Genomic DNA, 25,392 nt, shown 5'->3' with positions numbered 1-25,392 from the left:
GGAATTGGCGGGCGCCGACCTGTCTGTCGGTGAGATCGCCGGTCTGCGTGTCGAACCGATTGCCACCGACGTCGTTCCCGCCCGGGTGGATCTCCTGGTGAGCGTCTCCCCGACAGCAGGGGATACGGCCGGGGCCGACTGGCCGGGCTCGGTGCTCTACGCCACCGATCTGTTCGACGAGTCGACGGTCTCCGCGTTCACCGGGCGTCTCGTCGACGTCCTCGACGAGGCGCTGAGTGATCCCGCCGCACCTGTCGGTCGCATCGCGGTCGGCCGCGAACCGTCGGTGGCCGAGCTGGCCCGGACTGCCGAGGCGGCGCGTGTGTCCGCACCCGAACCGGTGGCGATCGCAGACTCCGACGCCGTGGTGACCGGGGGAGCGGGTACCGCACCGAAACTTCTGCGCGACATCGTCATTGATGCTGCCGCGACCTGGGGGCCACGCCAGGCCGTGGTCGACGCCGACAACGTCTCGTTGACCTACCGCGAACTCGACGAACGTTCGAATCGGTTGGCGCGCTGGCTGATCGCCCGTGGCATCGGACCCGAGAAACTCGTGGCACTGGCGATCGGGCGCTCGGTGGATCTGCTTGTCTCCATCTGGGCGGTCGCCAAGACCGGCGGCGGCTACGTGCCGATCGACCCGGACTATCCCGCCGAGCGCGTCGCGAACATGGTGGAGGACTCCGGTGCGATCCTCGGCCTCTCCGCGGTCGCCACCGAGGTACTGCCCGGTGCGGCATTCGACTGGGTCCGCCTCGACGACCCGGCGGTCGCCGAGGTGATCGCGGCCGCTGAGGGTGCCGCGGTCACTGCCGCGGAGTTGCTCGGTGAGGTCCGGGTCGACAACGTCGCCTACGTCATCTACACCTCCGGATCCACCGGCAGGCCCAAGGGTGTCGCGGTGACCCATTCGGGTCTCGCGAATTTCGCCGCCGAGGAGATCCGCCGATCGAACGCCGACGAGTACTCGCGGGTGCTGGGATTCGCGTCGCCGAGCTTCGATGCCTCGGTGCTCGAATATCTGTTGGCCGCGGTATCCGGTGGGGTGCTCATCTACCGTCCGGCCGAGGCCGTCGGCGGTCCGGCGCTGCAGGATCTCCTGATGCGTCAGGCGATCACGCACACCTTCCTCACCCCGACGGTGCTCGCCACCGTCGACCCGCACTCGGTGCCCGCGTTGCGCGTGGTCTACGCCGGCGGCGAGGCGGTCCCGACGGCGTTGAAGGACGCGTGGGCGCCGCTGCGTCGTATCCAGAATCTGTACGGGCCCACCGAAACCACCATCGGCGTGACGATCAGCGCGCCGATGTCGGTCGGTGAACCGGTCACCCTCGGCGGCCCGCTCGCCGGGGCCGGACTGATGGTGCTCGACGCCCACCTGCGCCCGGTTCCGATCGGTGTGCCGGGCGAGGCGTACGTCTGCGGACTGCCGCTCTCCCGCGGCTACCTCGACCGTCCCGGCCTGACCGCCGACCGCTTCGTCGCCAATCCGCATGGGCGGCCGGGTGATCGGATGTACCGCACCGGCGATGTCGTCCGCTGGCGGGCCGATGCCACCGGCGCACCGGTGCTCGAATACTCCGGGCGCAGCGACGATCAGGTCAAACTGCGCGGGCTGCGCATCGAGCTCGGCGAGATCGAGTCGGCGCTCTCCACGCACCCCGCGGTGCATTCGGCGGTCGTCGTCGGCGTCGGCGGTTCGGTGGCCACCGCACTGGCCGGCTACGTCGTCGCCGACCCCGGGTCCGTGAGCGCCGCCGATCTGAAAACGCATGTCGCGCGGTCACTCCCGGCGCACATGGTGCCTGCCACAATGACCTTCCTCGATGCTCTCCCGCTGACGCCGGTCGGCAAACTGGACAAGGCCGCGCTACCGGAGCCGGTGCTCGAGACGGTCGAGATCGTCGCACCGGCATCCGCGGCGGAGCGTGCTGTCGCCGACGTGTTCTCCGAGATCCTCGGGATCGACGAGATCAGCGTCGTCGAGTCCTTCTTCGACCTCGGCGGGAATTCGTTGTCGGCGGCACGGCTGGTCGCCCGGGTCGGTGAAGCACTGGGGGTAGAGACGTCGATCCGCGATCTGTTCGACACGCCGACGGTGCGCACCCTCGCCGCCGCGGTGGCCGGCCGGGCGTCGGGACTGCCGCCGGTGACCGCGACCGTCCCACGCCCCGAACGCATCCCGCTCTCTTTCGCGCAGCAGCGGATGTGGTTTATCAACCAGTTCGATCCGGCACTGCCCACCTACAACATTCCGGCTGTGTTCCGTGTGACCGGCCAGCTCGACGTCGCGGCATTGCGTGCGGCGCTGGCCGATGTGGTTACCCGCCACGAGGTGCTGCGCACCACCTTCGTCGCCGACGGCGAGAGTGCCTCGGCGCTCATCCACCCCGCTGGCGCGATCGACGACGAAGTGGACTGGGCGGTGGTCGATTCCGTCGACGAGATCGAGGCCGCGGTCACCACCGGCTTCGACGTCGCGGCCGAACTCCCGATCCGTGGCCGGGTACTGCGCACCGGCGATGACGAGCACATCGTGGCGCTCGTCGTGCATCACATCGCCGCCGACGGGGAGTCCATGCAGCCGTTGGTCGGCGACCTCATGACGGCATATCTGGCCCGCGGTCGCGGTGGCGCACCGGATTTCGAGCCGCTGGAGGTGCAATTCGCCGATTTCGCCCTGTGGCAGCATCGCGAACTCGGCGACCGCAACGATTTGACGTCGGTGGTCGGCCGCCAGCTCGCGTACTGGACCGACGCCTTGGCCGAGGTACCCGACGTCATCGACCTGCCCGCCGATCGACCCCGCCCGATGGCGGCCACGCAACGTGGCGGACGCGTCACCGGTGCGGTGCCCGCGGCGGTCGGGGACCGAATCCGCACGCTCGCCGCCGAGCGTGGACTCACCCCGTTCATGGTGGTCCACGCCGCACTCTCGGTGTTGTTGTCGCGGTTGTCGGCCGGTGACGACATCACCGTCGCCACACCGATCGCCGGCCGCGGCCAGCGTGCACTCGACCCGCTCGTCGGTATGTTCGTCAACACGCTGGTGCTCCGGGCGCGGGTGACACCCGACATGGCTTTCGCCGAGCTGCTCGATCAGGTCCGCGAATCCGACCTCGAGGCGTTCGCCCATGCCGACGTGCCCTTCGAGATGATCGTCGACGCGGTCAGCCCCGTCCGTTCGGAAGCCTTCGCGCCGCTCGCGCAGGTCATGCTGACACTCGATCAGTCGACGCTGCCCGAGTTCGCGGCCGCGCCGACCGCTACCGGCATCGCCGACCTGACCATCACCCCGGTCAGCCCGGCCGATCCACCGGCCAAACTCGATCTGACCGTGAGTGTCTCGGTGGCCGATCACGGCGCCGACTGGCCGATCGAGGCCGTCTTCGCCCGTGACCTCTTCGACGATGCGCGCATCGACGCAATGCTCGACGCCTTTGTCGCGCTACTGGACTCGCTGACCGCCGACCCTGCCATCGCCGTCGCCGACGCACCGATCCTGGCCGCCGCCGAGACCGACGCGCTGCTGGCGCGCGCGACCGGTGCGTCGGTGCGCATCCCGGCCGGCTCGGTTGCCGATGCGGTCGCCGCGGGCGTCAGTGCCGCACCCGACGATGTGGCGCTGTCGCTGCGCGACCGAACGGTGACCTTCGGCGAGTTCGGCGCGCGGGTGGCGTCGCTGGCACGGACATTGCGCGCAGCGGACGTGGGCCCCGAGGTGGCGGTCGGTGTGTGCATCGATCGCTCGATCGAGATGGTCGTCGCGATCCATGCCGTCGTCGCCGCCGGCGGCCAGTACGTCCCGATCGACACCGCCGCGCCGGCCGAACGCCTGCGCCACATGGTCGATACCGCCGGTGTCCGTGTGCTGCTCACCGGCCCGCGTCCGGTGACCGCCGATCTCGACGCCCTCGCCGGTGTCGTCACGTCGATGGTGGTGGACACCACCGTCGCGGTCGACGAGTCGACCGCACCGTTCACCGATGCCGAGCGCCTCCGCCCGATCCGCGGTGACGATGCGCTCTACACACTGTTCACCTCCGGCTCCACCGGACGTCCCAAGGGTGTCACCGTCTCCCACGCGTCGGTGCTCAACCGGCTGCGTTGGGGCTTGTCGGAATATCCGTGGACCGTCGGCGACCGCATCATCCAGAAAACCCCGTACACCTTCGACGTCTCGGTGCCGGAGTTGTTCGGACCGGTCATCGCCGGCGCGCAGATGGTGATCGCCGACGCCGGCGGTCACGCCGATCCTCTCTATATCGCCGATCTGATCGCTGCGACGCGCGCCACCTCGGTGCACTTCGTGCCGTCGATGCTCGCGGTGTTCCTCGATGTGGTCCCGCCCGAACAGTTCTCGGAGCTGACCTCGCTGCGCTGGCTGTTCGCCTCCGGTGAGGCACTGCCGCCCGCGGTGACCGTACGAGCCCATCAGTTGCTGCCCGACGTCGCGATCGTCAACCTGTTCGGCCCGACGGAGGCGGCGGTCGAGGTGGCCTACGCCGATGTCACCCATGCCGATCGGATCGTGCCCATCGGGGTGCCGGTGTGGAACACCACCACACTCGTGCTCGACGCCCGGCTGCGCCCGGTACCCGTCGGCGTGCCCGGCGAGCTGTATCTCGGCGGCACCCAGGTCGCCCGCGGCTATGCCGGCGCTCCCGTGCTGACCGCCGAACGCTTCGTTGCCGACCCCTTCGGGGCGCCCGGCGCCCGCGTGTACCGAACCGGAGACCTGGTGCGCTGGAACACCTCCGGGGAGATCGAATACCTGGGCCGCACCGACTTCCAGGTGAAGTTGCGGGGCCAGCGCATCGAACTCGGCGAGATCGAATCGGTCATCGCGACGGTGCCCGGGGTTGTCCACACCGCGGCCACCGTCGCCGAATCCGACACCGGCGGCGCACATCTGGTGGCATACGTCTCGCCGTCGACGGTGGATCTCGATGCCGCTCGGGCCGCCGTGGCCGCCGCACTGCCCGAGTACATGCGACCCACGGTGTGGATGCCACTCGACGACGTCGTGCTGGGCAGCGCAGGTAAGCTCGACCGCAAGGCCCTGCCCGCGCCCGATTTCGAGTTCGCGACAGCACAGTACGTGGCGCCGGCGAATGCGGTCGAGGAAACCCTCGCCGCGATCGTCGCCGGTCTCCTCGGACTTCCGCGGGTGTCGGTCACCGACTCGTTCTTCACCCTGGGCGGCGACTCGATCATGTCGATCCGGCTCGCGTCGGCGGTCCGCGCGACGGGCCTGTCGCTCTCGCCACGTGACATCTTCGAACACCGCACCGTGCGCGCGATGGCGCGGGCCGCGCTCGACAGCGCGACCACGCTGCCGATGCTGCCCGAGACCGGTGCCCGCGGCCCCGTCGCACCACCGGCGGTGGTGTCGTGGATGATCGAACATTCCACGCAGCCTTCGGATTTCCGTGACTTCTCGCAGTCGCGGGTGCTGTACGTGCCCGCCGACGCCACTGCGTCGTCGGTCGCGGCTCTGCTCGCGCGGGTGGTGGACACCCACCCGATGCTCACGGCCGCACTGGTGCCCACCGACGACGGCTGGACGCTCACCGCCGGTGCGGACGTCGACATCGCAGCCGCGGTCGGCGCCCGGCGATCCGGCTCTGCGGTCGGCACCGACGGATTCACCACCGATCTGCACACCGCGTTCGCCGACGCATCAGCGCGCCTCGACCCCACCACCGGTGCACTCGTCGCCGCCGAACTCGTCGTCGACCCGGCCGGAGCGGCCCGCCTCGTCCTGGTGATCCATCATCTCGGCGTCGATGCGGTGTCGTGGCCGATCCTGCTGGAAGATCTCGTCACCGCCTGGGGACAGGCCCAGTCCGGCGCCACCGGGCTCGCGCTGCGACCGGAGGTCACCTCGGCACGTACGTGGGCGGATGCGGTTGCCGCCCAAGCTGAACGCCGAATGTCGGAGGAGGGCTACTGGCTCGATCGGCTGCCTGCCCGCGCCACCGATCTCGGCGCCGAGGTCGACCCCGGCCGCGACCGGTTCGCCACCGAGGTGTCGGTCACCGAGATCCTCGACCCGTCGACCTCGGAGGCCGTCCTGACCTCCGTACCGCACGCCTTCGGTGGGGGCGCGGGCGATGTCCTGCTCGGAGCGCTCGCCCGCGCCGTGCGCGGATGGCAGCACGCACGCGGCATCGACGACCGAGGTCCGGTGTCGGTGCTCGTGGAGGGTCACGGACGCAACGAGGACATCGTCGCATCGGGACCGCACCCGTACGGCAGCGACCTGTCACGCACCGTCGGATGGTTCACGACGATCGCGCCCGTGCGCCTCGACCCGTCGGTCGACGCGATCCACGCGGTCAAGGCGGCCAAGGAAGAACGCCTGTCGATCCCCGACGCAGGCATCGGCTTCGGGCTGCTGCGGTACGCGAACCCCGATCCCCGCAGTGAGCTCACCACCCGCCCGCTGCCGAGTATCGGATTCAACTTCTTTGGCGCCGGCCGCGCAGCCGGTGGCACCGGTGGCACCGACGCCGTTGCGCCACAGGAGATACCGTTTACCCCCGCCGGGGACGCACCCGGTTTCGCCGCGTCGGCGACCGGTGCGATGGTGGCGCTCAACGCACTCAGTGTCACCGTGGCCACCCGGACCGGTACGCGCGGACGGGAACTGGTCACCTCGCTGACCTACCCGTCGGCGCTCTTCACCGCCGCCGCCGTCGCAGATCTCGGAGCGCGTTTCAGCGCCGAACTCCGGACGCTCGCCGGGGTCGTGGCCGGCGGTGCACCGATCGGAGCGAGCCCGTCCGACATTCCCGGCACCACCATCAGCCAGGACGAACTCGACACGCTCGCCGTGCGTTTCCCCGGCGCCGACGTGTGGCCGCTCACGCCACTGCAACAGGGCCTGTACTTCCAGTCGGAGATGGCCACCGGGGGCGACGGCGTCGATGTCTATGTGACACAGGCGATTCTCGAGCTCGGCGGCGAGATCGACGTGGAACGGCTACATGCCGCGGCCGCCGCGCTGCTCGCGCACCATCGGGTGCTGCGCAGCGGATATGTCCGCACCGATGCCGGTGCGGTCGTCGCCGTCGTGCCCGAGGCTGTCGATATCCCGTGGCGTGAACTCGATCTGTGCGGAGGGTCGCACGAGGCCGCCGAGTCCGTCTCCGAGATCGCCGCGGCCGAGAAGCTCGCGCCGTTTGCCCTCGACGCCCCACCGTTGATCCGGTTCGTGCTGATCCGCCACGGCGAGACGGCATCGTTGATCGTCACCAACCACCACATCCTGCTCGACGGCTGGTCGGGGCCGCTCGTCCTGGCCGACCTCCTCGCGCTCTACGCCGGGCGCACCACATTCACCTCCGCGCTCGCGCACCGGGATCCGGATGCCGAACCGAGCGGCGGTGCAGTGGCGGCCGACTTCGGTACGCACGTCCGCCGGCTCGCCGCGCGCGACGACTCGACAGGTCTGGACACCTGGCGCCGAGTGCTCGCCCCGCTCACCGAGCCGACACTGGTGGCGCCGCAGAACGACGACGACATCTCCACCCCGCCGCGCGATCACACCGAACATCTCGGCGCCGAATTGTCCACCGCGCTCGACGCACTCGCCCGCGATCTCGGGGTCACCGTGAGCACGGTGCTGCAGTTCGCGTGGTCGGTGCTGCTCTCGCGCCTGACCGGCAACCGGGTCGTCGGATTCGGTGAAACCGTGTCCGGTCGGCCGGCCGATCTCGACGGCGTCGAATCGATGGTGGGGCTGTTCATCAACACGCTGCCCGTCGTCGTCGATGTCGATCCCGGCTCGTCGGCGGCCGAGGTGCTGCGGCGCCTGCAACAGGACAAGATCACCGTGCTCGATCACCAGCACCTCGGCCTACCGGAGATCACCGCGACCACCGGGCTCCCCGTGCTGTTCGACACGCTGACCGTGTACGAGTCGTTCCCGGTCGCGAGCGAGTCGCTGTCGACCGCCGACGCCGCCCTGACCGGCGGTCTGCAGATCCTCGGCATCGACGCCGGCGACTCGACGCACTATCCGCTCAACCTGTCGGCGACACCCTCGGCCCAGGGTGTGGCTATCACGCTCAAGTACCTGCCCGCCGTCTTCGACGCCGCGCAGATCGAACGATTCGCCGCCGCGGTACGCACGATCCTCGCAACGATCGCCAGTGCGCCCGACATCGCCTGCGGAGACCTGCAATTGGTACCCGTCGAGACCCGCCGGTCGCTGACCCCGGTCAGCGGCGGAGAGGCCGCCACGCCACGTCATCTGCGTGAGGTCTTCGCCGAGGTCGCCGCCGCGCACCCGGATACCCCCGCGGTGACCGACGCCGACGGTCGATCGCTGACCTACCGTGATCTCGACACCCGCTCGGCCGCGATAGCCCGCGGACTGCGGGCTCGCGGCATCGGGACCGACACGATCGTCGCTGTGGCGCTCGGGCGCCGCGTCGACCGTTTGGCGGTACTGTGGGCGATTACCCGACTCGGTGCCGCCTACCTGTCCATCGACCCCGGATACCCGGCCGACCGCATCGCGCACATGATCACCGATTCGGCTGTGCTCGTGGGTATCTGCTCTCCTGGCGAGGAACTCCCCGCACCGGGCGGACTCGACTGGCTGACCGTCGACGACCTCGTCGCAGGCTCGCGTGAACTCGGGACCGTCGAACCAGGGACCGGCGAACCGGACATGGGCCTCGACGTTCCCGGTGGCGCGGACAACCTCGACGCCGTCGCCTACGTCATCTACACCTCCGGCTCGACCGGCGTGCCCAAGGGCGTGTCGGTCACCTACCGCGGCGCGCACAACTTCGCCGTCGCCGAGGTCGAGCGTTTGGGCGTCACCACCGGCGACCGGGTGCTGGGCTTCGCGTCGGCCAGTTTCGACGCCTCCGTGCTGGAATGGCTGCTCGCGTCGGTCGCGGGTGCGACTCTGGTCTATCGACCCGACGACGTGCTCGGCGGCGCGCAGCTGGCTGAGTTCCTTCGCGTGCAACAGCTTTCGCACGTGTTCCTGACCCCAGCGGTCCTCGCGACCGTCGATCCCGACGCCGACCTGCCGGATCTGCGCGTCCTGATCGCCGGTGGCGAGGCGGTCTCGCAGGCGCTCGTGACGGGCTGGTCGGGCCGGGTGGCCTTCCACAACGCGTACGGGCCGACCGAGGCATCGGTGGCGGTGGCGATCAGCGATGCACTCGATCCCGCTGCGCCGGTCCACATCGGCGGACCCATCGCCGGCGCCGGACTCCTGGTACTCGACGACCGTCTGCACCCGGTCCCGATCGGTGTGCCAGGCGAGCTGTACGTGACCGGAACCCCGCTCGCCCGTGGCTATCTGCGTCGCCCCGGGCTGACCGCCGAACGGTTCATCGCCAACCCGTACGCGCCGGGCGAGAGGATGTATCGCACCGGCGACGTCGTCCGGTGGGTAGTTGCCAGGTCCGGACCCCCCGGCACCGGCCCGTTCGACACCGGCTCGTCCGATACCGGACGGCCGGTGATCGAGTACGTCGGACGCAGTGACGACCAGATCAAGTTGCGTGGCCTGCGTATCGAACTCGGCGAGATCGAGACGGCACTGACGGCGCATCCCGCGATCGACGCCGCCGTCGTGATCGGGGTCGGCGGATCGGTCGCGACCGCACTCGCCGCCTACGTCGTGACCTCGGGTGACGGCGGCGCCGAAGCCGAATCGGTGACACCGGCCGACCTCATGGAGTTCCTCGGCGGGCGACTGCCGGCGCACATGGTGCCCGCGGCTGTCACCGTCCTCGACCACCTGCCGCTCACGCCTGCGGGCAAGGTTGACAAACGTGCACTCCCCGAACCCGTGCTCGACGCCGGTGAGCACGTCGGCCCCGCATCGGCCGCCGAGGCCGCGGTGGTGGCGTGCTTCGCCGAGATCCTCGGCGTGACCACCGTGTCGGTCACCGCGGATTTCTTTGCCCTGGGCGGCAATTCGCTCAGCGCCACCCGACTCGCGGCACGCGTCGGTGATGCGCTCGACGCCGATCTCGGTGTGCGCGACGTGTTCGAGGCGTCGACGCCGCGCGCACTGGCCCGGGTGGCCGCCGGCCGCGCCGGTGCACTCGCGCCGGTCCGGGCCGTCGTCCCGCGACCCGAGCCCGTACCGCTGTCCTTCGCACAGAGCCGCGTGTGGTTCTTGAACCGCCTGCAGCCGGAGTCGGTCGCCTACAACATCCCGGTCGGGTTGCGCCTGAGCGGGCCCCTGGATCCCGATGCACTGGCGCTCGCGGTGCGCGATGTCGTTGCGCGCCACGAGATCCTGCGAACCACATTCCCGACGATCGACGGCGAACCCGTGCAGTGGGTACACGGCCCCGACGACGTGCTTGCCCGCCTCGACTGGGTGGTGGTCGACGACGAGACGCAGATGTACGAGGCCGCGGCCACCGGCTTCGACGTCACCGCGCGACCCCCGTTCCGGGTGCGGCTGTGGCACGCCGGCGACGACGAGTGGGTCCTGCTCGCGGTCATCCACCACATCGTCGGCGATGGCGAATCGATGCGGCCCTTGATCGCGGACATGATCACCGCCTACCGGGCACGGGTGGCCCGCGAGAACCCCGAATTCGCGCCACTGCCGGTGCAATTCGCCGACTACGCACTGTGGCAACACCGCGAACTCGGCTCCACCGACGATCCGCAGACCGTCGTCGGACGTCAGCTCACCTACTGGCGAGAGCAGTTGCGCGGGCTCCCCGATGTTCTCGACCTGCCCGCGAAGAATCCGCGGCCCGCGGTCGCTTCGCAGGCCGGTGCGCTCGTCGAGTTCGAGATCCCCGGCCCGATCGCCGACCGGGTGTCGGGTCTGGCGCGCGAGAGTGGCGTCACCCCGTTCATGGTGATCCACGCGGCACTCGCGGTGCTTCTCGCACGGCTCTCGGCGACCGATGACATCGCGATCGCCACCCCGATCGCCGGTCGTGGCCAGGCCGAACTCGACGGACTGATCGGCATGTTCGTCAACACGCTTGTCCTGCGGACCGTCGTCGATCCCGCGGCAGGATTCGCGGAGTTGCTCGACGAGGTCCGGGGTGTGGACCTCGAAGCGTTCGCGCACGCCGACATCCCGTTCGAGACCGTCGTCGACGCCGTCGATCCGGTACGGTCACAAGCATTCTCACCGCTGGCGCAGGTGCTGCTGACGATGGCGCAGCCGACACCGACCGACGCCGACGCCGTCGTCGACGACTCCGGCATCGTCATCACGCCGATGACCCCGCCGGTGGTCGGTGCGCAGCTCGACCTGTCGATCAGCATCGGCGCGAGCGCTCACCGACCGTGGCGGTCGTCGGTGGTGTACGCCACCGACCTCTTCGACGAGGCCGGTATCGCCACGTTGGTGGCGCGTTTCCTCGCTGTGCTCGACGCGGTGACCGAGACGCCCGACGCTGCGGTCGGTGCCGCCCCGATCGTCGGCCCGGCCGAACGTGACACGCTGGTGCAGTGGTCGTCGGGCACCCCGGGGCGCCGTCCCGCGAGCACGCTGTCGACACTGATGTCGGAGGGGGCGCAACCCCGCACCGACGACGCGAGTACACGGTGGCACGGGGGCGGCCCGCACGGGGACAACCGGCACAGAGAGGGAGACAACGCGTGACCGAGGTCGTCCGGATGAGTGCCGCGTCGCCCGGCGTGGCCGTGGTGTGCGGTGACCGACGGGTTACCTACGCGGAGTTCGCGGCGCGCGTCAACGATCTCGCCCGATGGCTGATCGCCGCGGGCGTCGGCCCCGATGTGGCGGTGGGCGTGGCGATGCCACGCTCGGTGGAGATGCTCGTCGCGATCCACGCGATCGTCGAGGCCGGCGGCCACTACGTCCCCCTCGACGTCGACGCACCGCTTGACCGGGTGCGATACATGCTCGACACCGCCGACGCCCGGATCGTCCTCGTCGTCGACGGCGCGTCCCCCGCGGCGATCGCCGACCTACCCGAAGCGATCCGGGTGATCGGCGTCGACACGTCGGTACCGATCGACCCGGCGACCCCGCCGATCGCCGACGCCGAACGGCTTGCACCGATCCGGCCCGACGATGCCGCCTACACGCTGTTCACCTCCGGTTCCACCGGGCGGCCCAAGGGGGTGACGGTCTCCCACTCGGCGATCGTCAACCGGCTCGAGTGGATGCGGGAGTGGTACGGCTTCAAGGACTCCGACGTCGTGCTGCAGAAGACGCCGATCACCTTCGACGTATCGGTGTGGGAGTTGTTCCTGCCCGCCGCCGTCGGCGCGACCCTCGTGCTGGCCGAGCCGGATCGGCACGGCGACCCCGAACACCTCGTCGAGCTGATCACCGCCGAGAACGTCACGGTCATCCACTTCGTGCCGTCGATGCTGGCCACCTTCGTCGACGTCCTCGGCTCGCGCATGTCCGAATTGTGTTCGCTGCGAGCGATGTTCACCTCCGGGGAAGCGCTCGCGGCGGCCACCGCGCAAGCCGTCCTCGCCGAGCTTCCCGCGCTGGAGCTGCACAACCTGTACGGCCCCACCGAGGTGGCCGTCGACGTCACTGCCCACCACGTCCTGCCCGGCGAGGCCACCGTGCCCATCGGCGTCCCGGTGCCGAGCACCACCACGTTCGTGCTCGACGCGCGGCTGCAACTCGTACCGGTCGGCGTGCCCGGTGAGCTCTACCTCGGCGGAATCCAGATCGCGCGCGGCTACGCCGGTGCCTCGGCCCTCACCGCCGAGCGCTTCGTCGCCGATCCGTTCGGGCCGCCCGGCACACGCCTCTATCGCACCGGCGACCTGGTGCGCTGGAATTCTGCCGGCGAGATCGAGTACTTGGGCCGCACCGACTTTCAGGTCAAACTGCGTGGTCAGCGGATGGAACTCGGCGAGGTGGAGGCGGTACTCGCATCGGCCCCCGGTGTCGTGCACGCCGCCGCCGCCGTCGTCGACCTTCCCGCGGGAGCGCAGCTCGTCGGTTATGTGAGTCCCGACGACGTCGACCTCGACGCCGTCCGGGCGACCCTGACGCGGGCCCTGCCGGAATACATGCGCCCCACCCTGTGGGTGCCGATGGCGGTCATGCCCCGCAACAGTGCGGGCAAGGTTGCCCGTCGCGCGCTGCCCCGGCCGGAGATCGAGGTCCGTGAGATCGTCGCGCCCGAGACCGGACCCGAGACCGAGATCGCCGCGATCTACGCCGACGTGCTGGGACTCGATCGGGTGAGCGTGACCGAGTCGTTCTTCGACCTCGGGGGCAACTCCCTGGCCGCGACCCGCGTCGCCGCCCGGGTGGCGCAGGCGCTCGACGCGGACGTCACCGTTCGCGATCTGTTCGACACGCCGACGGTCCGCGGACTCGCCGCCGCTCTGACCGGACGCCGGCGGACCCGGGCACAGCTCACGGCACGACCACGGCCGCAACGACTTCCGCTGTCGACCGCGCAGTCTCGGATGTGGTTCATCAACCAGTTCGACACCGACTCGTCGGCCTACAACATCCCGATGGGCCTGCGGGTGGAGGGTGCGGTCGACACCAACGCCCTGCGGCTGGCCGTCCTCGACGTCCTCGAACGACACGAGGTGCTGCGCACCGTCTACCCGTCCGACGATGCCGGTCCATACCAGCGGATACTCGAGATCGATGCGGCGGCAGGAGAACTCGACTTCGCGGTCACCGACGACGAGGCCGCACTCGCCGCGAGCGCCGTCGGTGGGTTCGACGTGTCGAGCCGACTGCCGATCCGGGTGCGGGTGCGCACCGACCGGAGCGAGGACCGCCCTGCAAAGGATTGCGCCGCGCATTCCGATGTGGTGATCACGGTGCACCACATCGCTTTCGACGGTGAGTCCTCGCCGGTGTTCGTCGGGGATCTGCTCAATGCCTATCTGCGCCGCACCGGTGCGGGGATCGACGCGCCGGTGCCGCTGCCGGTGCAGTACGCCGACTTCGCGCTGTGGCAGCGTGAGGTCGTCGGCGACGTCGCCGATCCCGGGTCGCCGGCCGCCGCAGCGATGGCCTACTGGCGTGCCCACCTCGCGGGGCTGCCCGCGGTCACCGACCTGCCGATGGACCGCCCGCGCCCCGCGGTGCTCGACACGACGGCGGGCGTCGTCTCCGTCGAAGTCGACGACGCAGTGGCGGCGAAGTTCGAATCCTTTGCCCGCGAACATGATGTGACGGCATTCATGCTCTCGCATGCGGCGCTCGCCATCACCGTGGCACGCCTGGCCGCCACCTCCGACGTGGTGATCGGCGCGCCGATCGCCGGGCGCACCGACGCCGCGCTCGCCGATCTGGTGGGTATGTTCGTCAACACCCTCGTGCTACGCACCGACGTCGATCCGGCAGTGCCAATCGGTGACTTCGTGGCGGCGGTGCGTTCGACCGACCTCGATGCCTTCGCCCACGCCGACGTGCAATTCGACGACCTCATCGACGAACTCGCCCCCGAGCGCTCGACCGCCTACCCGCCGCTGGTGCAGATCGCGTTCACCCATGAATCCGCCGGCGCCCACGCAAACGCCGAGGCTGAGGTTCAGGTGGCGGGATTGGCCGCACGCCCGCTCGGACCGCTGAACGCGGTGGCCAAGTTCGATCTGACGGTCGCCGTCGCCGACCGTTCCGCCGATCATCCGATGCGTGCGGACTTCCTCTATGCCACATCGCTGTTCGATGAGGACACCGTCGTCCGGTGTGCGCAGACCTGGCTGCAGGTGGTCACCACCATGGTCGCCGACCCCCGGCGCGCGGTCGGCGACATCGACGTCGTCGACGACGCCGCGCTCTCGGCGATGCGTCCCAGCCGCAATTCCACCGGCGTCCTTGAGCCCGCCGCCGACGGCGGCATCAGTACACCCCGACCACTCGTCGACATCCTCGACGCGCGGGTGCTCGATTCGGCCGGTGATGCGGTGATCTGCGACGGCGAGGTGCTCTCGCACACCGAGTTCGACGAGCGCACCCACCGGTTGGCGCGTGAGCTCATCGCCCGCGGCGTGCGTCCCGACGACGTGGTCGCCGTCGGCCTCGAGCGCTCCGTCGATTCCGTCGTGGCGGTGTTCGGCGTGATTCGTTCCGGGGCCGCCTACGTGCCCATCGATCCGGCCTACCCCGAGGACCGCATCGACTACATGATCGCTGATTCCGGTGTGCGCCTGGGCGTCACCAATGCGGCTACCCGACACCGCCTGGGTACCGGTGGCTGCGACTGGATCGATGTCGCGATCGCCACCGATCCTGCCCTTCCGGCAGCGCCGGTGGCCGCGGCCGACCGTGCCGGTGAGATCGGCCCGGACACCCTGGCCTACCTCGTCTACACCTCCGGCTCCACCGGCCGCCCCAAGGCCGTCGGCGTCGGCAACCGGGGTATCGCGAGTCTCGTCGACGCCCTCCGGGAGATCACCGGCACCCCCGAACAGGCGCCCGACACCCGCGTCCTGCACGTTGCCTCACCGAGTTTCGACGCCTCCGTACTGGAGATGATGTGGTCCGTTGCGCTCGGACACACCCTCGTGGTGGCGCCCCCGGCCGCCTACGCCGGGGATGCACTCGGTGCCATCCTGAGCCGTGATCGGGTGACCGACGCCTTGATCACCCCGACGGTGCTCTCGACGGTCCCGGCCGAGCGTGGTCGCACGATCCGCAACCTGGTCACCGGTGGCGAGGCCTGCCCACCGGAACTGGTGGCGCGGTGGGCTGACGGATGCGGTGCCGACCGACGCGGAGCCCCCGGCCGCCGCATGTACAACTTCTACGGCCCGTCGGAGGCGACGGTCTGGTCGAGCACCGGCCGCTCCGAAGTGGGCCGACCGGTGACGATCGGTCACCCGGTCCGCGGATTCACCGCCTACGTCCTCGACGCGCGACTGCACCCGGTGCCGCGCGGGGTGGTGGGCGAGTTGTATCTGGGGACCGGCGAGTCGTTGGCTCGCGGCTATCTGGGACGGCCGGGCCTGACGGCGACGTCCTTCGTCGCCGATCCGTTCACCGGAGTCCCCGGGCAGCGGATGTACGCCACCGGCGACCTGGTACGCATGCGCCGCGACGGGCAGATCGAATTCGCCGGGCGCGCCGACCATCAGGTCAAGATCAACGGACAACGCATCGAACTCGGCGAGATCGAGTCCGTTCTCACCGACCTGTCGGACGTGGCCTCGGCGGTGGTCCTCGGTGTCGCCGACGATTCCGGGCGATCGCGACTGGTGGCCTACCTGGTTCCCGACGATGGCGCCACCATCGACCCCGCGCGCATCGTGAGCGCCGCCGGTGCACGGCTCGCCGGTCACATGATCCCGCATCAGGTGGTCGTCCTCGCCGAGTTGCCGCTCACCCCGGGTGGCAAACTCGACCGGGCCGCGCTGCCCGCGCCGGAGCCGGTGTTCGAGGCCGCCGATCGCGTGTCGCCGGCCACCGCCGCCGAGACCGCTCTCGCCGCGATCGTGGCCGGCCTCCTCGGTCGTGACGAGGTCGGCGTGACCGAATCGTTCTTCGCCCTCGGCGGCGACTCCATCATGTCCATCCAGCTCGCCTCGGCAGCCAAGGCCGCCGGACTGACGCTCACCCCGCGAGACATCTTCGAACACAAGACCGTTCGCGCGATGGCCCGCGCGGCCACCGACGGTGCCACCGCCCTGCCGGTACTCGCCGACCCACCCGGCGGACCCACCGGGCCGACCGAACTCGGCGCGATCATCTCGTGGATGGTCGACACCTCGCCCGCACCTGAGGACTTCGCCGACTTCAACCAGTCGATGGTGCTGGCGGCACCGAGAGAACTGTCGGTCGACGATCTCGCGATCATGTTGGCGGCGGTCTGCGCGGCACATCCGATGCTCACGGCGCGATTGGTCCGCGGCGCATCCGGGTGGGCGCTGACGACCGGCGAGCCGTTCGACGCGCATGCTGCCATCGACCGTGTGATCACCGACAGTGCCCCCGGCACAGAAGATTTCGACGGTGCTCTGCGCGCCGCTCATGCCCGCGCGGCAGCGCTACTGGATCCAGCCGCGGGGCACGTGATGCGGGCCGCGCTGGTGGTCGGCGCCGACACCGCCCGGTTGGTCCTGGTGATCCACCATCTGGCCGTCGACGCCGTGTCGTGGCCGATCATCATCGAGGACCTGCTCACCGCTGCGGCTGCGGTGTCGGCCGGCACCCCGCCGACCGTGCGCTGCGAGCCGACGTCGATGCGTGCCTGGCAACTGGCGCTGGCCGATCGGCGCGAGTCGCGGGAATCCGAACTGGCGCTGTGGCTCTCGCGTATCCCGGAGACACCCACCCGGCTGGGCGTCGACCCCGATCCGCAGCGGGACCGCCTGCGCACGGTCGGCTCGGTGATCGCCCGGGTCGACGCGCCGACCACCGGGCCACTGCTCACGGCCGTGCCGCAAGCATTCGGCGGCAGCGTCAACGACGTTCTCGCCGGTACCCTGTCGCGCGCGATCCGGTCCTGGCAGCAGCAGCGCGGTATCGCCGACGATCAGGCGGTGACGATCCTCGTCGAGGGCCACGGCCGACACGAGGACATCCTCGAGTCCGGCCCGGACCCGCGTCGCGCCGACCTCTCGCGCACCGTCGGATGGTTCACCACCCTGATCCCGATGCTTGTCGATCCGGGTGCCGACGCCGTGCACGCGGTCAAGTCGGCCAAGGAACAACGACTGACGATCCCCGATCACGGCATCGGATTCGCCGACCTGCGTTCGGTGGCGAATTCGCCTCTGGCGCAGCGACCGCTGCCGACGATCGCCCTGAACTACCTCGGCAACCGGGCCGCCGCCGACGGCGGGGGAGAGGTCAGCGTCGGCTCCGACTTCCTGCCCGCACCCGAGGCCCCGTTCCTGCCGTCCTCGGTGTCGGGGGCGATGCCGGTGATGGCGCCGCTGACCATCAATGCCGCCGTCACCACCGGTGCCAACGGTCCGGTACTGGCCGCCGATCTGCGATTCGCCGAGGCCGTGCTCTCCGAGGCCGACGCCACCGACATCGCCGAGCGGTGGCGGCGAGAACTGGCCGAACTCACCGAAGCCGTCGACGCCGGTGTGCCGGTGGGTCTCTCACCGTCGGACGTCCCCGGCAGCCACGCCACCCAGGACGACCTCGACGAGGTGGCGGCGCGGTATCCGGGAGCGGCGATCTGGCCGCTGTCGCCGTTGCAACGCGGCCTCTACTTTCAGTCGGTGCTCGCTGGTACCGGCCCGGCCACGGTTGCCTCGGGTGGCACTGCGGACACCGCAGCCGACGTCGTCGATGCGTACGTCACCCAGGCGGTGCTCCGGCTCGGCGGGAACGTCGACCTCGACCGGCTGCGCACGGCCGCCGACGAGTTGCTGCTCCGACACCGGGTGCTCGCCTCCGGGTTCGTGCGGGCCCGCAGTGGTGCGGTCCTCGCGGTGATCCCGCCCGACGCACGGGCCGGGTGGCGGGTCGTGCGCCTCGCCGACGACGCCGCGGCACCGAATCGGGTGGCCGAGATCGCGCGGCAGGAACGCAACGAGCCGTTCGACCTCGCGTCGCCGCCGCTGCTCCGGGTGGTGGTGATCGGTCACGGCGATCAGACCGATGTGGTGATCACCAACCACCACATCTTGTTCGACGGCTGGTCGGGGCCACTGGTCCTGGCCGACCTGATGGCGCTGTATGCCACCGGATCGGCCTACACCGGCGACGGCTCCGGGGGAGACTTCCGCGACTTCCTACATCACATCGGCCGCATCGACGATCGCGCGGGGCTGCAGGCGTGGGCACGACGACTGGCTCGTGCGCAGGGGCCGACCCTCGTCGCGCCAGGTGTTGAGGCCACCGTCGCACACCGACCCGCCGAACACATCGTTACCGTTCCGGCTGAACTCACTGCCGCACTGGAGGATTCGGTGCGGCGACACGGCACCACCCTGGCCACCGTGCTGCAGGTCGCCTGGGCGCTGCTGATCTCGCGGCTCTCGGAGTCGCGTGTGGTCACCTTCGGGGAGACTGTGTCGGGCCGTCCCGCTGATCTACCCGGCGTGGAGAACATGGTCGGCTTGTTCATCAATACGCTGCCGGTGGTCGTCGACGTCGATCCCGACGCCACTCTGGCGGCCCTGGCGAGCGCCCTGCACGACGACAAGACCGCGGTCCTCGACCACCAGCATCTCGGTCTGCCCGAGATCATCGCGCATAGCGGCGTTCCCATCGCCTTCGACACCCTGACCGTGCACGAGTCGTACCCGGTGGACACCGCCTCCCTGTCGTCGGCGTCGCCGACTGCGGTCGGGGGACTACAGGTGCGTGGCGTGGACGTCAGCGACTCCACCCACTACCCGCTGAATCTGGCGACCTCGGTGCGCGGGGATCGGCTCCACCTGCGATTCGCGTATCTGCCCGCGGCATTCGACGAGGCGCAGATGATGATCTTCGCCATCGCACTCACCCGAATCCTGCAGACCTTCGTCGACGCACCGGACACCCCGATCGCCGAAGTGCCGCTGGTGGATTCGGCCACCGCGACGCTACTCGACGACTGGTCGCACGGTGCGGTGGTACCGGTCGACGGCGATGCGGTCACCGATCTGCTGGCCTGCCGGGCCGCTGACACCCCCGGGGCCATCGCGGTGATCGCCGATGAGCGGGTAGTCGACTACGCCGAACTATCGACCCGCGTGAACATCCTCGCCCGTGAACTGATCGCGTCGGGAGTGGGGCCGGATACGGCTGTGGCCGTGTGCATCCCGCGTTCGGTGGAGATGATCGTGGCGATCCACGCCGTGTGGGTTGCCGGCGGGCAATTCGTGCCGATCGACACCGGTGCACCGGCAGATCGGGTGCGCTACATGACCGACGTTGCCGGCGCGGCACTCGTCCTCGTCGGACCCGGCCCGATCCCCGACGGGATCGCCGCACTGCCCGATGTGCAGACCCTGACGGTCGACGCCGTCACCGCCGTGTATCCCGGTGCCGTCGACTCCGGCGGCATCGCGGTCACCGCAGGCGAACGCCTCGCGACGGTTCGTCCCGAGCACGCGGCCTACACCATCTTCACCTCCGGGTCCACCGGTCGACCCAAGGGTGTCACTGTCTCACGCCGGGCGCTGAGCACGCACCTGGCCTTCGACCGCGACTACTACGGGTTCGGCCCGGACGATGTTGTGCTGCAACAACTCGAGTACACCTTCGACCCCGCGATCATCGAAATCGTCCGCCCGGTGGGGTGCGGCGGTCGGCTCGTCCTGCTCCACCCGGGAGAGCACCGCGACCCGGTGCTGGTGACGCGCCGCATGATCGATCACGGCGTCACCTCGGCGACGCTGGTGCCCTCGGTGCTCGGGGCGATGGCCGAGATCGTCGACGACTCCGACCTGGCCGAACTCACGGCGTTGCGGCTGCTGCACACCGGTGGTGAGGCGCTCACCCGCCCGGTGGCCGACGCGATCGGGAGACTGCTGCCCGCCACGGAACTGCACAACCAGTACGGCCCCACCGAGGCGACGATCTATGCCGCGGTACAGCACATCCGGCGCGACGGCCACACCGTGCCGATCGGCACGCCGCTATGGAACACCACCGCGCTCGTCCTCGACGCGCGTCTGCGTCCGGTGCCGCCGGGACTGCCCGGTGAGTTGTACGTCGGCGGGGATCTCGTGGCACGCGGCTACGCCGGCCAACCCACCTTGACCGCCGAACGGTTCGTCGCCGACCCCTATGGACCGGCCGGCGCTCGGCTCTATCGCACCGGCGACCAGGTGCGATGGAACACCGAGGGCGAGCTGGAGTACCTGGGCCGCACCGATTTCCAGACCAAGCTGCGCGGACAACGCATCGAACTCGGTGAGATCGAGGCCGTGCTCACCTCCGCCCCAGGGGTCGTGCATGCCGCCGCGACGGTCGTCGCCACACCTGCCGGCGAATCGCTGGTGGGTTATCTCGCACCCGACACCCTCGACCTCGATGCCGTCAAGGCCACCGTGACCCGAACGCTGCCGGAGTTCATGCGGCCGACCATCTGGGTGCTGATTGACCAGATGCCGCTCAATGCCGCTGGCAAGATCTCGCGCCGAGAACTACCTGCACCGCAACAGGAGTCGCGGGAAGTCGTGGCACCGTCCACCCAGGCCGAACAGGTGCTCGCCGAAGTCTTTGCCGGTGTGCTCGGCGTCGAGCAGGTCAGTGTGACCGAATCGTTCTTCGATGCGGGCGGCAACTCGCTGTCGGCGATGCGGGTGGCGGCGCGCGCCGGTGAGGCGCTGGGACGCGAGATCTCGGTCCGTGATGTCTTCGAGGCGCCGAGCATCCGGGAACTCGCCGCCCTCGCCGGCGGCCGGGGCGTATCGGGTCCGGCGATGGTGCCACCTGCGCCACGACCCGACCGCGTGCCGCTGTCCCTTGCGCAGCAACGCATGTGGTTCATCAACCGGTTCGACCCCACCTCACCGGCCTACAACGTGCCTGCGGCGCTGGCCCTGCACGGCGCGTTGGACGTCGAGGCCTTGCACGCCGCGGTCCTCGACGTCGTCGCCCGCCACGAGATCCTGCGCACCACCTTCCCCGAGAACGCCGGTGTGCCCGAGCAACTCGTCCACCCGGTATCCGCGCCGGTCGACTGGCAGATCGCCGGGAGCCGCGACGACCTCGGGGCGGCGGCGACAACGGGATTCGACGTCACCGTCGATTTCCCGCTGCGCGCCCGGTTGTGGTCGGCGAACCCCGAGGAGCACGTCTTCGTGTTGGTGCTGCACCACATCGCCGCCGACGGCGAGTCGCTGGCGCCGCTCGTCGCCGATCTGGTGACCGCGTACCACGCACGGGTGGCCGGAACGCCACCGCGGTTCGAGCCGCTCGCACTGCAATTCGCCGACGTCGCGGTGTGGCAGCACCGGCACCTCGGGTCGGTCGACGAGCCGGGCTCGATCCTGCACGCGCAGTGGGGCTACTGGTCACACCAGCTCGCGGGGTTGCCCAGTGTGCTCGACCTGCCGACGGATCGTGTGCGTCCGGCAGTCGCGTCCACCCGCGGGGCGACAACACCTTTCGAGATCGACGGCCTGATCGCCGAGCGGATCACCGCACTCGCTCAGGAGTATCGGGCCACTCCGTTCATGGTGATCCACGCCGCGCTGTCGGTACTGCTCGCCCGGCTCTCGGCGAGCGACGACATCGCGGTCGGCACTCCTGTCGCCGGCCGTGGCCGACCCGAACTCGACCCGCTGATCGGCATGTTCGTCAACACCCTGGTCCTGCGGTCGGACTATCGGGCTCAGGAGTCCTTCCATGGCCTGCTCGAACGCATCCGGGGCATCGATCTCGACGCGTACGCCCACGCCGACATTCCGTTCGAGACGCTGGTGGACCACCTCAATCCGGTGCGCTCGGAAGCGTTTGCGCCACTGACCCAGGTCCTGCTCACCCTCGAACAGTCCGTGATCGCCGAACTCGCCGGCGAGTCGGTCGCCGGCGGTGAGGTGGCCGGTCTGCAGGTTCGTCCGCTGTCGATCGGGGAGATCCCGGCCAAGGTCGACTTGCTGTTCTCGGTGACACCGGCGGCGGCAGGCCACTCCTGGGCCGGCGCCGTGCAGTACGCCACCGATCTCTTCGATGCGCACCGCGTGGAGGCGATGGCCGCGAGCCTGGTTGGACTGTTGGATCGGCTGACCGCCGAGCCGGGCACCGCGGTCGGTGACGCACCGCTGCTGCCGGCCCAACAGATCGATGAGCTGGTCCCGGTGTCCGGCGGACCCGAGGCGGCGCCCATGGTGCTCGCCGACATCTTCGCCGCGGCGGTCGCCGGCCAGCGCAGACGTACCGCGGTCGTCGACCCCTCCGGCGCGACGCTGTCCTACCGCGACGTCGATGCCCGCTCGAATCGGCTCGCGCGATGGCTCATCGCCCGCGGAGTCGGCGCCGAATCACTGGTGGCGCTGGCGATCCCGCGGTCGTCCGATCTTTTCGTGGCGATCTGGGCGGTTGCCAAGACCGGTGGCGGCTACGTACCGATCGACCCCGGCTATCCGGCCGAGCGCGTTTCGGCCATGATCGAGGATTCCGGGGCCGTCCTCGGCTTGTCGATCGTCTCCGTGGGTGAGCTTCCGGGTGAGGACTTCGACTGGGTGGCAACCGATCACGAGTCGACCGCAGCCGAGATCGCGGCGATGGGCGACGCATCGATCGGCGCCGAGGAGCGGCTGCGGGAGGTGCGGCCGGACAACGTGGCCTACGTCATCTACACCTCGGGCTCGACCGGCAGGCCCAAGGGCGTCGCGGTGTCGCACACCGGACTGTGGAACTTCGCACGCGCCGAATCCGCGCGACTCGGCGTCGGCGACGGGCCGATCGTGCTGGGCTATGCCTCACCGAGCTTCGATGCCTCGGTCCTCGAATACCTCCTCGCCGTGGCCAACAACGGCACCCTGGCCTATCGACCGGTCGACGCCGTGGGTGGGGAGGTGTTGCAGGAGTTCATGATCGACCGCGAGGTGACACATACGTTCCTCACCCCGACGACCCTGTCGACCCTCGACCCGGCCCGCTTGCCGGCGGTGGAGTGCATCGCCGTCGGCGGTGAGGCCGTGCCGCAGGCGCTGCAGGATCACTGGTCGGCACACGTGCGGATACAGAACGCCTACGGTCCCACCGAGACGACGATCCTCACCAACATCGGCGAGATCGCGACTCCGGGGGCGCCGGTGCGGATCGGTGCGCCGCTGCACGGAGTGCAGCAGGTCGTCCTCGATGCCCGGCTGCATCCCGTGCCCGAGGGTGTCGTCGGCGACTTCTACATCGCCGGGTGCGCGCTGTCGCGCGGCTACCTCGACCGCGCGGGTCTGACCGCCGAACGCTTCGTCGCCGCGACGTTCGGTGCGCCCGGTACACGGATGTATCGCACCGGCGATCTCGCACGCCGGCGTCGCGGTCCCGACGGACGCCACGTCATCGAATACGTGGGGCGTAGTGACGATCAGGTCAAGTTGCGCGGACTGCGGATCGAACTCGGCGAGATCGAGGCCGAACTCGGCCGGCACCACCTCGTCGATGCGGCCGTCGTCATCGGGGTCGGTGCTGACGGGGTCGGTGCTGACGGAGTTGGGGAATCGGTGGTCTCGGCCCTCGCCGCCTACGTGGTGCCGACCGACCACGCCGCCGATCAGACGACTTTGATCGCCGATCTTCGGGCGCATCTGATCCGGCGGCTCCCGGCACACATGGTGCCTGCGTCGATGACAGTGCTCGCGCACCTGCCGCTTACCCCGGTCGGCAAGCTCGACAAGCGGGCATTGCCCGCGCCGCAGATCAGCGAGCGTGCGCTCGAGCCGCTGCGCAACGACGTCGAGCGTGCCGTCGCCGCCGCGTACGTCGAGGTGCTCGGGGTCGATGAGGTCGGCGCCGGCGACGGCTTCTTCGATCTGGGTGGCAATTCGCTGTCGGCGGCGCGGGTCGCGGCGTATCTGCGCGGCGAGCATCAGCTCGAGATCGAACTGGCCTGGCTGTTCTCGGATGCGACGGTGCGCGGACTGGCGCAACGCATCACCGGGGCCGACGCCGCGACTGCCGACGTGCTGATCACCCTGCGCGCGGAGGGTTCGCAGCCACCGCTGTTCTGCGTTCACCCCGCCGGTGGGCTGGCCTGGTTCTACGGCGGTCTGGCGCCGTATCTGGCGGACCGGCCGATCTACGGCCTACAGGACCCGCATGTGGTCGGCGGCGAACCCTCGATCACCGATGCCCACGCGCTCGCGCAGCGGTATGTCGCGAGGATGCGCGAGGTCGCACCGCGTGGCCCGTATCGCATCCTGGGCTGGTCGGTCGGTGGTGTGATCGCGCATGCGATGGCCACACGTCTGCAGAACGAGGGCGAGACCGTCGACTTCCTCGGCGTCATGGACTCCGTGCCGGAGGACCAGGGAGCGAGGAAGCAGACCGTCGAGCCGGCGCCCGAGGCGACCGCACGACCCGGCGCCGAGCAGGACGGTTCGGTCGTCGTCGATGTCCTCGGTGGCTGGCGCGACCTGTTCGATCTCGGCGACGACGTGCAGGCGTCGACACCGGAGGAGGTCACCGCGATCATCCGGGCCCAGATCGAGGGCATGGGATTGCTCGGTGCCGATCAAGTCGACCGGATCATGACGAGCTTCGAGGTGGCGCCGCAGGTGGTCCTGGATTTCGTGCCCGCGGTCTTCCTCGGCGATCTGCAGGTGTTCACCGCGACCGAGGACAAGGACGACCCGAGCACCATCGCCGAGGGGTGGCGCGCCTACGTGTCCGGGAAGATCCGCAACGTCGACGTCGCCACGCACCATCTCGGGATGGCCGACGCGGCATCGCTCGCCCTCATCGGCCCTGTGCTCGACGCCGAACTGAGGGCGCTCGATTCCGTAGTGGAGGAGGGCAGGAGACCGGGGCGGAGTGCCGATAACGAGGTCGAGGACGGTACGGTGAAACACGACTGA

The 25,392-nt window shown here is 69.8% G+C and carries 2 protein-coding genes (1 of these 2 only partly in view); both read left to right on the top strand.

Annotation, left to right across the window (positions count from 1 at the left end):
- Positions 1-11,620, top strand: the final stretch of a protein-coding gene (locus EF294_RS11115) for a non-ribosomal peptide synthase/polyketide synthase (protein WP_123929553.1). The gene continues 28,676 nt to the left of window position 1, outside the view; the window shows 11,620 of its 40,296 coding nt (coding positions 28,677-40,296); its start codon lies beyond the left edge, outside the window; it ends in the stop codon at positions 11,618-11,620.
- Positions 11,617-25,392, top strand: coding sequence for a non-ribosomal peptide synthetase (locus EF294_RS11110; RefSeq protein WP_123929549.1), 13,776 nt, complete (start codon positions 11,617-11,619; stop codon positions 25,390-25,392). Before EF294_RS11115 ends, EF294_RS11110 begins: the two co-directional genes overlap by 4 nt.

The sequence above is a fragment of the Gordonia oryzae genome (genome assembly GCF_003797185.1).
Taxonomy (GTDB): domain Bacteria; phylum Actinomycetota; class Actinomycetes; order Mycobacteriales; family Mycobacteriaceae; genus Gordonia; species Gordonia oryzae.
This window is presented reverse-complemented; position numbering and strand designations above follow the sequence as displayed.